Source organism: Pseudomonas sp. GW456-L12 (genome assembly GCF_059424045.1).
Map to the genome: position 1 here is coordinate 177,311 of NZ_JBWKZA010000008.1, position 13,402 is coordinate 190,712.

The window sequence follows — 13,402 nt, forward strand, 5'->3', positions numbered from 1 at the left end:
TGACGAATTCGCCACTCCAGCTACTCTGGTTCAACCGATTGCAGAGGGTTCTAGATGAAAATGCTTCCCCTGAAAGCGGCTATCGCTGCCGCACTGCTGAGCGTCGCCGCAGGCGTCTCGGCCAAGCCCTTGGTGGTCTGTACCGAAGCCAGCCCGGAAGGCTTCGATATGGTCCAGTACACGACTGCAGTCACTGCCGACGCGGTGGCGGAAACCATCTTCAACCGCCTGGTGGACTTCAAGCCCGGCACCACGGACATCGAGCCGGCCCTGGCCGAGTCCTGGGAGATCAGCCCGGACGGCCTGATCTACACCTTCCACCTGCGCAAAGGCGTCAAGTTCCACAGCACCGATTACTTCAAGCCGACCCGCGAGATGAACGCCGACGACGTGCTCTGGAGCTTCCAGCGTCAGCTGGACCCGAAACACCCGTGGCATGACAAGTCCAGCGTGGGCTTCCCCTATTTCGAGAGCATGGGCTTCAAGGAGCTGCTCAAAAGCGTCGAGAAAACCGACGACCACACCGTGGTCTTCACCCTGACCCGGCGCGAAGCACCGTTCCTGGCCGACGTGGCCATGGCCTTCGCCTCGATCTTCCCGGCCGAATACGCCGACCAGTTGCTCAAGGCCGGCAAGCCCGGCGACCTCAACAGCAAGCCGATCGGCACCGGCCCGTTCGTCTTCCAGCGCTACGCCAAGGACGCCCAGGTGCGGTTCAAGGCCAACCCGGACTACTTCCGTGGCAAGCCGCCGGCCGACGCGCTGATCCTGGCGATCACCACTGATAACAACGTGCGCCTGCAGAAGCTCAAGGCCAATGAGTGCCAGGTCGCCCTGTATCCAAAACCCGACGACATCCCGAGCATCAAGGCCGACACCAACCTGAAGGTCGACGACCTGGCCGCCATGACCGTGGGCTACGTGGCCCTGAACACCACCAAGAAGTACATGAGCGACCCGCGTGTCCGTCAGGCCATCAACATCGCCTTCGACAAGGAAGCCTACGTCAACAGCCTGTACGGCAAGGGCAACGCGGTGGTCGGCACCGGCCCCTACCCGCCGACCCTGCTGGGCTTCAACACCAGCCTGGGCAACCCGGCCCGCGACCTGGACAAGGCCCGCGCCCTGATCAAGGAAGCCGGCGTGCCGGAAGGCACGGTCTTCACCCTGTTCACCCGCAACGGCGGTGGCCCGACCAACCCCAACCCGCTGCTCGGCGCACAGATGATGCAGTCCGACCTGGCGAAGATCGGCCTCAAGATCGATATCCGCGTCATGGAATGGGGCGAGATGCTCAAGCGCGCCAAGAACGGCGAGCACGACATGGTTTCCGCCGGCTGGGCGGGGGATAACGGGGACCCGGACAACTTCCTGACCCCCAACCTCAGTTGCGAGGCCGCCAAAAACGGCGAAAACTACGCTCGCTGGTGCAATAAAGCGTTCCAGAGCCTGATCGATCAGGCCCGCGCCGAATCCGAGCCGGCCAAACGGACCGCACTCTATGAACAGGCCCAGGATATTTTCGACAAGGAACAACCCTGGATCCCCATGGCCTATCCGAAAATGTTCACGGCAATGCGCAAGAACGTCGAGGGCTACCACCAGAGTCCCCTGACCACCAACAACTTCGCTACCACCCAGGTGAAGTAGATAAGAAACGCCCGGCATCCCTGACCCCAGGGATGCCGGACACGCCTAACCGGCTGATGAGGTACACCACAAGATGTTTAGTTTTATTGCCCGCCGTGTGGGGTTGTTGATTCCCACATTCTTCGGCATCACCTTGCTGACGTTCGCATTGATTCGCATGATTCCCGGCGATCCCGTGGAAGTCATGATGGGCGAGCGCCGGGTCGACCCTGAGATGCATGCCCAGGCAATGGAACGCCTTGGTCTGAACAAACCGCTGTATGCCCAGTACCTGGACTACATCGGCAAACTCGCCCAGGGCGACCTGGGTGAATCCCTGCGTACTCGCGAGAGTGTGTGGAGCGAGTTCACCTCCCTGTTCCCGGCAACCCTGGAACTGGCCTCGGCCGCGATGCTGTTCGCTGCCGTGATCGGCCTGCTGGCCGGGGTGATCGCCGCGCTGAAACGAGGATCCCTGTTCGACCACGGGGTGATGGGCATCTCCCTTGCCGGCTATTCGATGCCGATCTTCTGGTGGGGCCTGATCCTGATCATGTTCTTCTCCGTGAGCCTGGGCTGGACCCCGGTTTCCGGGCGGCTCGACCTGCTCTACGACATCGAGCCGAAAACCGGCTTCATGCTGATCGACACCCTGCTGGCCGATGACACCGGCGCCTTCTTCGATGCCCTGCACCACCTGATCCTGCCGGCCATCGTGCTTGGCACCATTCCGCTGGCGGTGATCGCGCGGATGACCCGTTCCTCGATGCTCGAAGTGCTGCGCGAAGACTACATCCGCACCGCCAAGGCCAAGGGCCTGTCGCCCGCCCGCGTAGTGTTCGTGCACGGCCTGCGCAACGCGCTGATCCCGGTGCTGACCGTGGTCGGCCTGCAAGTCGGCACCCTGCTGGCCGGCGCGGTCCTGACCGAAACCATCTTCTCCTGGCCCGGCATCGGCAAATGGCTGATCGAAGCCATCGGCGCCCGGGACTACCCCGTGGTGCAGAACGGCATCCTGTTGATCGCCTGCCTGGTGATCCTCGTCAACTTCGTGGTGGACATCCTCTACGGCTTTGCCAACCCACGCATTCGTCACCAGCGCTGAGGACAATACTCATGAGCACTCCAACCTCCTCAGTAGCCGTATCCGCCGTGGCCGTGGATCAAAGCCTGCTGTACCCGTCGCCGTACAAGGAATTCTGGCAGGCGTTCTCGCGCAACAAGGGCGCGGTGGCCGGCCTGCTGTTCATGCTGCTGGTGATTTTCTGCGCGATCTTCGCGCCCTGGGTCGCCCCGCATAACCCGAGCGAGCAATACCGCGACTTCCTGCTGACCCCGCCGGTCTGGCTCGAAGGCGGCCAATGGCAGTTCATCCTCGGCACCGACGAACTGGGCCGCGACCTGCTGTCGCGCCTGATCACCGGTTCGCGCCTGTCGCTGCTGATCGGCCTGTCGTCGGTGGTCATGTCGCTGATCCCGGGCATCCTCCTGGGCCTGTTCGCCGGCTTCTTCCCGCGCCTGCTCGGTCCGACCATCATGCGTCTGATGGACATCATGCTGGCCCTGCCGTCCCTGCTGCTGGCCGTGGCGATCGTCGCCATCCTCGGCCCAGGCCTGATCAACACCGTGATCGCCATCGCCGTGGTATCGCTGCCGTCCTACGTGCGCCTGACCCGCGCCGCGGTGATGGGCGAGCTCAACCGCGACTACGTGACCGCCGCGCGCCTGGCCGGTGCCGGCCTGCCGCGCCTGATGTTCATCACCGTGCTGCCCAACTGCATGGCGCCGCTGATCGTCCAGGCGACCCTGAGCTTCTCCTCGGCGATTCTCGATGCCGCGGCCCTGGGCTTCCTCGGCCTTGGCGTCCAGCCGCCCACCCCTGAGTGGGGCACCATGCTGGCCTCGGCCCGCGACTACATCGAACGCGCCTGGTGGGTGGTGAGCCTGCCCGGCCTGACCATTTTGCTCAGCGTGCTGGCAATCAACCTGATGGGCGACGGACTGCGCGATGCGCTGGACCCGAAACTCAAGAACGCCGCCTGAGGAGATTCCCATGTCACTGCTAGAAATCAAGAATCTCAACGTGCGCTTCGGCGACGCCCAGGCCGTTCCCGTGGTGGATGGCCTGGACCTGAACGTGGACAAGGGCGAAGTCCTGGCCATCGTTGGCGAATCCGGCTCCGGCAAGTCCGTGACCATGATGGCCCTGATGGGGCTGATCGAGCATCCCGGCATCGTCACCGCCGACGCCCTCAGCTTCGACGGCAAGGACATGCTCAAGCTCAGCGCCCGGCAACGCCGGCAGATCGTCGGCAAGGACCTGGCCATGGTGTTCCAGGACCCGATGACCGCGCTGAACCCGAGCTACACCGTGGGCTTCCAGATCGAGGAAGTGCTGCGCCTGCACCTGAAGATGTCCGGCAAGGCGGCCCGCAAGCGCGCCATCGAACTGCTGGAAAAAGTCGAGATCCCGGGCGCCGCCAGCCGCATGGACGCCTACCCGCACCAACTGTCCGGCGGCATGAGCCAACGCGTGGCGATTGCCATGGCGATTGCCGGCGAGCCGAAACTGCTGATCGCCGACGAACCGACCACCGCCCTGGACGTGACCATCCAGGCGCAGATCATGGAGCTGCTGCTCAACCTGCAACGCGAGCAGAACATGGGCCTGGTGCTGATCACCCATGACCTGGCGGTGGTCGCCGAGACCGCCCAGCGCGTGTGCGTGATGTACGCCGGGCAAGCGGTGGAAGTGGGCCAGGTGCCGGAGTTGTTCGACATCCCCGCCCATCCCTACACCGAAGCGCTGCTGGCAGCGATTCCCGAGCACAGCATGGGCGCCGCGCGCCTGTCGACGTTGCCGGGCATCGTTCCCGGTCGCTACGACCGTCCGCAAGGTTGCCTGCTCTCGCCGCGCTGCCCGTACGTGCAGGAAAACTGCCGCCAGCAGCGCCCAGGCCTCGATCCGAAAGCCGCCAGCCTCGCCCGCTGCTTCTACCCGCTGAATCAGGAGGTGGCGTAATGGCCGTCGTTCTTACCGCCCGCAACCTGACCCGTCACTACGAAGTGTCCCGCGGCCTGTTCAAGGGCCATGCGACCGTACGCGCCCTCAACGGCGTGTCGTTCGAGCTGGAAGCCGGCAAGACCCTCGCCGTGGTCGGCGAGTCCGGCTGCGGCAAATCCACCCTGGCCCGGGCCCTGACCCTGATCGAAGAACCGTCTTCCGGCTCCTTGAAAATCGCCGGCCAGGAAGTCGCCGGCGCCGACAAGGCCCAGCGCAAGCAACTGCGCAAAGACGTGCAGATGGTGTTCCAGAGCCCCTACGCCTCGCTCAACCCACGGCAGAAGATCGGCGATCAACTGGCCGAGCCGCTGCTGATCAACACCCAGCTGTCGGCCAGCGAGCGACGGGACAAGGTCCAGGCGATGATGAAGCAGGTGGGCCTGCGCCCCGAGCATTATCAGCGCTACCCGCACATGTTCTCCGGCGGCCAGCGCCAGCGTATCGCCCTGGCGCGGGCGATGATGCTGCAACCGAAAGTGCTGGTGGCGGACGAACCGACCTCGGCCCTCGACGTGTCGATCCAGGCCCAGGTGCTGAACCTGTTCATGGACCTGCAGCAGGAGTTCAACACCGCCTATGTGTTCATCTCCCACAACCTGGCGGTGGTGCGTCACGTCGCCGACCACGTGATGGTGATGTACCTCGGCCGGCCGGTGGAAATGGGCCCGAAAGAGGACATCTACACCCGTCCGCTGCACCCTTACACCCAGGCGTTGTTGTCGGCCACGCCGACCATTCACCCGGACCCGGACAAACCGAAGATCAAGATCGTCGGCGAATTGCCCAACCCGCTGAACCCGCCATCCGGCTGTGCGTTCCACAAGCGCTGCCCATACGCCACCGAGCGTTGCAGCAGCGAAGAGCCGGCCCTGCGCCTGCTCGACACCCGCCAGGTGGCCTGCCACTACGCCGAACAGTTCCTCGGCTGAGCCGGCAAAAAAAGGCGCCGCGGTGACCCGCGGCGCCTCATCTGTGTTGACCAAACCCCTCCTGCCGGATTGCGCATCAGTCCGGCAGGAGGGGTTTCTTTTTTCCGCCAGCCTGGCTCAGCCCTGGCTAGCCTCGTCGTCGCTGTCGGGGTCCGGCTCGTCGGTGGTCGAATCGTCATCGCCCTCGCTACCACCCTGTCCCTGATCGCCCGGCTCGGATTCCGACTTGGCGATCATCTGCACCCCGTTCTGCAAATGCCCCGGCCCCCAGACACCCGGCACCCGTGCGGCCTGGTCGCCGGCCCAGGCCGCGGACATGCCCAGCGACAACAGCACCAGCACCTTGAGCAACAGCACACCCCGTTGGAAGACATTCATGTTGATTCCGTCCCTTTATGTAGGTGAATCAATGATGGCCACAGGCCCTGACCTGCAAGGCGCGGCTTCGTATGAAACCTTGCCCCTGAAACCTAGCCCCGAAGCCGGCGCTTTTCCAGATAGGAAGCTAGCTATCCGCCCACTGGATAGACGGCTTTCTACTAGACCTTAAAACCTGCGGTTATGCCCATCCCACCACCTCTGTAGGAGCGAGCTTGCTCGCGATGGGCTGCGCAGCAGCCCCAAACCTGCCAACGCCGTTCTGCCGGGAGAAAGTCATTGCCCGAACCGGCGCTATCGCGGGCAAGCCTCGCTCCTACGGGAATAACGCAACGTCAAGACCTACACGCAGAGCGCCCTACACGCATATCAGATTCATCTTATTCATCGATATGCCCGGCATCGATAGCATTCCTCCCCCCGGCTGAAACTCACCCACAACACCATCGAACTCTATCGTTGGGCAGAACATGCAGCGCCATGGATGACGCGAACCTGCTTCTCAATGAACGGAAGGGAAAGCACTCCATCGCTCAATTTCGCGACCAGGCAGGTACCCCATGCTCTTCAAAAAAATATTATCGGCATTGACTCTGGTTACCACGCTAGCCGGAGCCCATTCGGCTTTTGCCGAATGTGACTGGGAGTATTTCCCGCCATCAGAAAGCACACTCACAATACCTCCGCTGGCAGGCACCACCAGCCTATCCCCAGCGCCAATCGGCCAAGTCATGGCGCGGCAGTCAATCAATTTTAACAATTGGAACTTCTCTCTCCGATGTAGCGAAAAATGGGGTATGACCTTGAATGTCACTGGTCTAGAGCCTGCTGGGCTGCCTAACGTATACAAAACCACTGTTGAAGGCGTCGGAGTCAGAATCGGTTTTGACAGACCGAACTGGGGAAGCGTCAAATATCCTCCATTTGAGAGCACATCATTATTTGCAATATCACTGCAAATGCCCACTCACGTGATCATAGACTTCATCCGCACCGGCGCCGCGGTAGGCAAGGGCCCGATCTCATTCGGCTTGAGCTCCGACCGCTGGGTAACCGGTGTAACCCCTACTATGAAGATTGTCGGTACCAACCTGACGACCAACGTGACCAACAGCATTTATTTCAGCGCCTGCGAAGCACAGGTCAAGAGCCTCATCGTCCCCATGGGGAAAGTCGCCGCCTCCAATATCCGTACAGGCAACACCCAGGCACATAACTTCAATTTGAACGTGTACTGCAAAGGCTTGCGCCCCACCCAGCCGGCACCGGTCAAGATCTATTTCCAAGGCGCCACCACCAGCGATGGCCTGCTCAAGTTCAACGATGCCGGGCAAAGCCATGTCGCCAGCGGCGCGGCCATCGAACTCACCAACGGCAAGGGTACCCGGCTGCCGTTCACCCCGAGCCAGGCCCTCAACCTTGACTGGCAGCAGAGCCAACCCGATGCCGAGGTCTACCATTTTGCTGGCCAGGCCCGTTACGTCCCGAGCGGTGGCGAGGTGAAAGCCGGTAAAGCCGATGCGGTGGTCAGTTACGTGCTGGTGTACAACTGAGCCTGATCCCGCCCTAGCGTGCGGGATTGGCTTCGCGCCTCACAGGCACGCCACATGCCGGTCGACGCTCGATTGCTCGCGATGGGCTGCGTAGCAGCCCCAAAACCTGCCACCGCGGTTCTGCCGGGAGAAGTTCATTGGCCGGGCGGACGTTATCGCGGGCAAGCCTCGCTCCTACGGGAATGGATAGGTTCTGGACATAAAAAAGCCCCGCGGTTTGGGCCGCGGGGCTTTTTGGTGAGGCGTCGCTCAGACCTTAGTGATGCTCGCGGGTCGCGCGGAATTTCACGTCGGGCCAGCGCTCTTCCATCAGCGCCAGGTTGACCCGGGTCGGGGCCAGGTAGGTCAGGTGACCGCCACCATCCAGTGCCAGGTTTTCCACGGCCTTGTTGGAGAATTCCTCGAGTTTCTTCTTGTCGCTGCAATCGATCCAGCGCGCGGACCACACGGTGATCGGCTCGTAGGAGCACTCGACCTTGTATTCCTCTTTCAGGCGGCTGGCGACCACATCGAACTGCAGCACACCGACGGCGCCGAGGATGATGTCGTTGCTGCGCTCGGGGAAGAACACCTGGGTCGCGCCTTCTTCGGCCAGCTGTTGCAGGCCCTGGCGCAGTTGCTTGGATTTCAGCGGGTCCTTCAGGCGCACGCGGCGGAACAGTTCCGGGGCGAAGTGCGGGATACCGGTGAAGCCCAGGGCTTCGCCTTCGGTGAAGGTGTCGCCGATCTGGATGGTGCCGTGGTTGTGCAAGCCGATGATGTCGCCGGCGTAGGCCTCTTCGAGCTGTTCACGCTCGGAGGAGAAGAAGGTCAGCGCATCGCCGATGCGCACGTCCTTGCCGGTACGCACGTGGCGCATCTTCATGCCTTTCTCGTACTTGCCCGAACAGATGCGCATGAAGGCGATACGGTCGCGGTGTTTCGGGTCCATGTTCGCCTGGATCTTGAACACGAAGCCTGTGAACTTCTCTTCCTGCGGCTCCACGGTGCGCTCGTTGGCCACGCGCGCCAGCGGCAGCGGCGCCCAGTCGACAACCGCGTCGAGCACGTGGTCGACCCCGAAGTTGCCCAGGGCGGTGCCGAAAAACACCGGGGTCAGCTGGCCGTCCATGAACGCCTGCTGGTCGAACTCATGGCAAGCGCCTTGCACCAGCTCCAGTTGCTCGATGAAGCGTTCGTACTCGTCGCCCAGGTGGGCGCGAGCTTCATCGGAATCGAGCTTCTCGATGATCTTGGTTTCGGTGCGCTCATGACCGTGGCCTGGGGTGTAGACGATGATGTAGTCGCCCGCCAGGTGGTACACACCCTTGAAGTCACGGTAGCAACCGATCGGCCAGGTGATGGGCGCCGCCTTGATCTTCAGGACCGCTTCGATTTCGTCGAGCAGTTCGATCGGGTCGCGGATGTCACGGTCGAGTTTGTTGATGAAGCTGACGATCGGCGTGTCACGCAGACGGCAGACATCCATCAGGGCAATGGTCCGTGGCTCTACGCCCTTACCGCCGTCGAGCACCATCAGCGCCGAGTCCACCGCGGTCAGGGTGCGGTAGGTGTCTTCCGAGAAGTCTTCGTGGCCCGGGGTGTCGAGCAGGTTGATCATGTGTTCGCGATAAGGGAACTGCATGACCGACGTGGTAATGGAAATACCGCGCTGCTTCTCCATCTCCATCCAGTCGGAAGTGGCGTGGCGGTCGGATTTGCGGGACTTCACCGTACCGGCAACGGCAATCGCCTTGCCCATCAGCAAGAGCTTCTCGGTGATGGTGGTTTTACCCGCATCCGGGTGGGAAATAATGGCGAAAGTGCGGCGTTTCGCGACTTCGGCGGCCTGTTTGGTCATGGGAAATCGCCTGGCAGGTGATTCAAAAAAAGGGCGGCGAGTATAGCGCAAAGCAAGCTCCACGGACCACCGTTCGGCCCTCGCCCCTGCAACCCTTGCCCCTGTGGCCGCTGCCGAGCAGCGCGAGGCAGCGATCAGGCTGGGCGGCATTGCGATGTTGCTCTGTCAGGTATGCCGAGGAGGCAGGTTCTGCGACGGCTGCGCCGCCGATCGCAGCCTCGCTGCGCTCGGCAGCGGCTACGGGCGGCCAGGTATCAGAGATATCGGAGTTATGGGATTGAGGGTGGCCAAACGCTGCCAAATATGGAACCTTTTAAAAGGTGGAGGCGTCCACTCCCCTGTTACGAGCTTTCGTCAGGGGTAGAAAAATCAGCAAGTTAGCCTGACGAGGCTATGCGTATGGCTCGGTCCCGCGCTGTTTCCAGCGCATCGACGAGCTGCTTCTCGCGACCGTTCTTTTGGCAGCCAGGTATGGCCTTGCCACACGAAAGAATGCTCGCCGACATGAAAAAGGAGTCCGCCTGTGGCTATTCGCTATGGCAAAGGGCTGATAGGAGGCGCGGCGGTCATCGCTCTCCTGGCCCTGCTGGTCCACTGGATCGGCATCAGTACGATCGAACACTACCGCGACGATCTGTTGTTTTACCTGCAAGCCCATCTGTACCTGGTACTCGCTTCAATGTTCGCCGCCCTCGTGGTGGGGATACCCGCCGGCATCTTCCTCAGCCGACCGCAGATGGTCGGGCGTGCCGAGCGCTTCATGCAGCTGTTCAACATCGGTAACACCGTCCCTCCCCTGGCCGTCCTGGCCATCGCTCTGGGGATCCTCGGCATCGGCAGCGGGCCGGCTATCTTCGCCTTGTTCCTCGCCTCCTTGCTGCCCATCGTGCGCAACACCTATGAAGGCCTGAAAAACGTCCAGGGTTCCCTCAAGGAAGCCGCCGTCGGCATCGGCATGACGCCGCGCCAGGTGCTGTGGAAAGTCGAGTTGCCCAACGCCGTGCCGATCATCATCGGTGGCGTGCGCGTGGCCCTGGCGATCAACGTCGGTACCGCGCCGCTGGCCTTCCTGATCGGCGCCAACAGCCTCGGCAGCCTGATCTTCCCCGGCATCGCCCTGAACAACCAGCCGCAACTGCTGCTCGGCGCGGCCTGCACCGCCTTGCTGGCGCTGCTGCTCGACGGCCTGGTGACACTGGCCAGCCGCCTCTGGCTGGAACGCGGCCTGCGCCCGTCTTAAGCCTGCGCGAAGGAATTCACATGAAAAAAATAGCTTTGATCATAGGCTGCGTCCTGCTGTGCGCAGGAATTGCCCAGGCCGCGCAAAAGCCGGTGATCCGCATCGGCGCCCGGGTCTTCACCGAGCAGACACTGCTGGCGGAAATCACCTCGCAGTACCTGCGCGGCAAGGGCTACGACACCCGGGTCACCGGTGGCCTGGGCAGCAACCTGGCGCGCAGCGCTCATGAAAGCGGGCAGCTGGACATGCTCTGGGAATACACCGGGGTGTCCCTGGTGGCCTACAACCACGTGACGGAAAAGCTCGACAGCCAACAGTCCTATGAGCGGGTCAAGGAACTCGACGGGAAAAAAGGCCTGGTCTGGCTGACCCCGTCGAAATTCAGCAATACCTACGCCCTGGCCCTGCCGAAAAACGTCGCGGACGCATACCCGCAGATCAACAGCGTCAGCGACCTGAAACACGTCCTCGACGCCGAACGCCAGGACCACCACCTGATCGCCCTGGACACCGAGTTCGCCAACCGCTCCGACGGCCTGCAAGGCATGGTCAAGCTGTACGGCATGGACCTGACCCGCAAGAACATCCGGCAGATGGACGCCGGGCTGGTCTACACCGCCCTGCGCAACGGCCAGGTGTTCGCCGGCCTGGTCTACACCACCGACGGCCGGCTCAATGCCTTCAAGCTGAAATTGCTCAACGACGACCTGCATTACTTCCCCGACTACACCGCGGCCCCCGTGGTGCGCCAGGCCTACCTCGACGCCCACCCGCAACTGGCCGCCGACCTCAAGCCGCTGGCCGAACTGTTCGACGACGAAACCATGCGCCAGCTCAACGCCCGGGTCGACGTCGACCATGAAAGCCCATCCGCCGTTGCCGCAGATTTCCTGCGCCAGCATCCACTGAATTGAGGGAGGAAAGAGCCATGGAATTTCTCAACGCCTTTTCCCATCTCGACTGGCAGCAAGTCATCCAGCTGACCTGGCAGCACATCACCCTGGTGGGCATCGCCGTGACCCTGGCGATCCTCTTCGGCGTGCCCCTGGGCATCCTGATGACCCGCTTCCCGACCCTGGCCGGCCCACTGCAAGCCAGCGCCACCGTGCTGCTGACCATCCCGTCGATCGCCCTGTTCGGCCTGCTGCTGCCGTTCTACTCCAGGTTCGGCCAGGGCCTGGGGCCGCTGCCGGCGATCACCGCGGTGTTTCTCTACTCCCTGTTGCCGATCATGCGTAACACCTACCTGGCGCTGACCGGCGTCGAGCCGGGGATTCGCGAAGCCGCCCGTGGCATCGGCATGACCTTCGGCCAGCGCCTGCGCATGGTCGAGCTGCCGATCGCCGTGCCGGTGATCCTCGCCGGCGTACGCACCGCCGTGGTGATGAACATCGGCGTCATGACCATCGCCGCCACCATCGGTGCCGGCGGCCTGGGTGTGCTCATTCTTGCTTCCATCAGCCGCAGCGACATGTCGATGCTGATCGTCGGCGCGGTGCTGGTCAGCCTCCTGGCGATCTTCGCCGACCTGCTTCTGCAATGGCTGCAACGCTCCTTGACTCCAAAAGGACTGCTCAAATGATCGAACTTCAAAACCTGACCAAGACCTTCCAAAGCAACGGCAAGACCATCACCGCCGTTGACTCCGTAAGCCTGACCGTCAATGAAGGCGAAATCTGTGTGTTCCTTGGGCCATCGGGCTGCGGCAAGAGCACCACGCTGAAGATGATCAACCGCCTGATCATGCCCACCTCGGGCAAGGTGCTGATCAATGGCGAAGACACCACCGGCCTCGACGAAGTGACCCTGCGCCGCAACATCGGCTACGTGATCCAGCAGATCGGCCTGTTCCCCAACATGACCATCGAGGAAAACATTGTGGTGGTGCCCAAGCTGCTGGGTTGGGACAAGCAGAAATGCCATGAGCGCGCCCGCGAGCTGATGAGCATGATCAAGCTCGAACCCAAGCAATATCTGCATCGCTACCCACGGGAACTGTCGGGAGGCCAGCAACAGCGGATCGGCGTGATCCGCGCGCTGGCGGCCGATGCGCCGTTGCTGCTGATGGACGAACCTTTTGGCGCGGTCGACCCGATCAACCGCGAGATGATCCAGAACGAGTTCTTCGAGATGCAGCGGGCGCTGAACAAGACCGTGATCATGGTCAGCCACGACATCGATGAAGCCATCAAGCTCGGCGACAAGATCGCCATCTTCCGCGCCGGCAAGCTGTTGCAGATCGACCATCCGGACACCCTGCTGGCCCATCCGGCGGACGAGTTCGTCAGCAACTTCGTCGGCCAGGACAGCACCCTCAAGCGCCTGCTGCTGGTGAAGGCCGAGGACGCCGCCGACAACGCGCCGTCGGTGAGCCCGGAAACCCCAGTGGCCGACGCCCTGGAACTGATGGACGAACACGACCGCCGCTACCTGGTGGTGACCTGCGCCGACAACAAGGCCCTGGGGTATGTGCGCCGCCGCGACCTGCACCGCCAGGCCGGCACCTGCGCCCAGTACCTGCGCGAATTCAACGCCACCGCCGCCTACGACGAACACCTGCGGATCCTGCTGTCGCGGATGTACGAGTTCAACCGTTCGTGGCTGCCGGTGCTGGATGCCGAGCGGGTGTTCCTCGGCGAAGTGACCCAGGAATCGATTGCCGCCTACCTCAGCTCCGGGCGCTCGCGCGGCATGAAGACCAACATCGTCTCGCCGGCCGAGACTGCATTGGCCTGACCTGCCGCATCGGTCCGATCTTGTAGCCGCTGC

12 protein-coding genes are annotated in these 13,402 nt (G+C 62.6%); 10 read left to right on the top strand and 2 right to left on the bottom strand.

Going from position 1 to position 13,402, the window contains the following annotated elements; all coding sequences use genetic code 11:
- Positions 1–54 precede the first annotated feature (54 nt).
- The 5 genes from AC07Y9_RS13175 (at position 55) to AC07Y9_RS13195 (ending at position 5,622) form a co-directional block, all read left to right on the top strand.
- Positions 55–1,650 (top strand): ABC transporter substrate-binding protein, encoded by a 1,596-nt coding sequence (locus tag AC07Y9_RS13175; RefSeq protein WP_102678643.1) that lies wholly within the window; start codon positions 55–57, stop codon positions 1,648–1,650.
- Between the two features lie 73 nt (positions 1,651–1,723).
- On the top strand, positions 1,724–2,734 hold the full coding sequence (locus AC07Y9_RS13180) for an ABC transporter permease subunit (RefSeq protein WP_007927028.1): 1,011 nt from the start codon (positions 1,724–1,726) through the stop codon (positions 2,732–2,734).
- Positions 2,735–2,745: 11 nt separating this feature from the next.
- Complete coding sequence (locus AC07Y9_RS13185) at positions 2,746–3,672, top strand: ABC transporter permease subunit (RefSeq protein ID WP_007927027.1); 927 nt, start codon at positions 2,746–2,748, stop codon at positions 3,670–3,672.
- A 10-nt stretch (positions 3,673–3,682) separates the two neighbouring features.
- Positions 3,683–4,651 carry an ABC transporter ATP-binding protein gene (locus tag AC07Y9_RS13190; protein WP_009042158.1) on the top strand — a complete coding sequence of 323 codons (969 nt, stop codon included), beginning with the start codon at positions 3,683–3,685 and terminating at the stop codon, positions 4,649–4,651.
- Positions 4,651–5,622, top strand: coding sequence for a peptide ABC transporter ATP-binding protein (locus AC07Y9_RS13195; protein WP_053259630.1), 972 nt, complete (start codon positions 4,651–4,653; stop codon positions 5,620–5,622). The genes AC07Y9_RS13190 and AC07Y9_RS13195 overlap by 1 nt, the downstream gene beginning before the upstream one ends.
- Before the next feature lie 117 nt (positions 5,623–5,739).
- Here the strand turns inward: AC07Y9_RS13195 and AC07Y9_RS13200 are convergent, their stop codons facing one another.
- On the bottom strand, positions 5,740–6,000 hold the full coding sequence (locus AC07Y9_RS13200) for a hypothetical protein (protein WP_102678644.1): 261 nt from the start codon (positions 5,998–6,000) through the stop codon (positions 5,740–5,742).
- A 560-nt stretch (positions 6,001–6,560) separates the two neighbouring features.
- On the opposite strand from AC07Y9_RS13200, the gene AC07Y9_RS13205 reads away from it, so the two are divergent.
- Positions 6,561–7,553, top strand: coding sequence for a fimbrial protein (locus AC07Y9_RS13205; protein ID WP_371858167.1), 993 nt, complete (start codon positions 6,561–6,563; stop codon positions 7,551–7,553).
- Positions 7,554–7,809: 256 nt separating this feature from the next.
- Here the strand turns inward: AC07Y9_RS13205 and AC07Y9_RS13210 are convergent, their stop codons facing one another.
- Positions 7,810–9,393, bottom strand: a complete 1,584-nt coding sequence (locus AC07Y9_RS13210) for a peptide chain release factor 3 (protein ID WP_007923830.1) — start codon at positions 9,391–9,393, stop codon at positions 7,810–7,812.
- Between the two features lie 523 nt (positions 9,394–9,916).
- Here AC07Y9_RS13210 and AC07Y9_RS13215 point away from each other — a divergent pair.
- The 4 genes from AC07Y9_RS13215 to AC07Y9_RS13230 are packed head-to-tail and all read left to right on the top strand — an operon-like array spanning position 9,917 to position 13,369.
- Complete coding sequence (locus AC07Y9_RS13215; RefSeq protein ID WP_028681655.1) at positions 9,917–10,633, top strand: ABC transporter permease; 717 nt, start codon at positions 9,917–9,919, stop codon at positions 10,631–10,633.
- A gap of 20 nt (positions 10,634–10,653) precedes the next feature.
- Positions 10,654–11,547: a glycine betaine ABC transporter substrate-binding protein gene (locus AC07Y9_RS13220; protein WP_102678645.1), complete on the top strand. Its 894-nt coding sequence runs from the start codon at positions 10,654–10,656 to the stop codon at positions 11,545–11,547.
- A 14-nt stretch (positions 11,548–11,561) separates the two neighbouring features.
- Entirely contained in the window at positions 11,562–12,215 is a 654-nt protein-coding gene (locus tag AC07Y9_RS13225) for an ABC transporter permease (protein ID WP_087091236.1), read from the top strand.
- Entirely contained in the window at positions 12,212–13,369 is a 1,158-nt protein-coding gene (locus tag AC07Y9_RS13230) for an osmoprotectant ABC transporter ATP-binding protein OsmV (protein WP_102678646.1), read from the top strand. The genes AC07Y9_RS13225 and AC07Y9_RS13230 overlap by 4 nt, the downstream gene beginning before the upstream one ends.
- Positions 13,370–13,402: the final 33 nt, after the last annotated feature.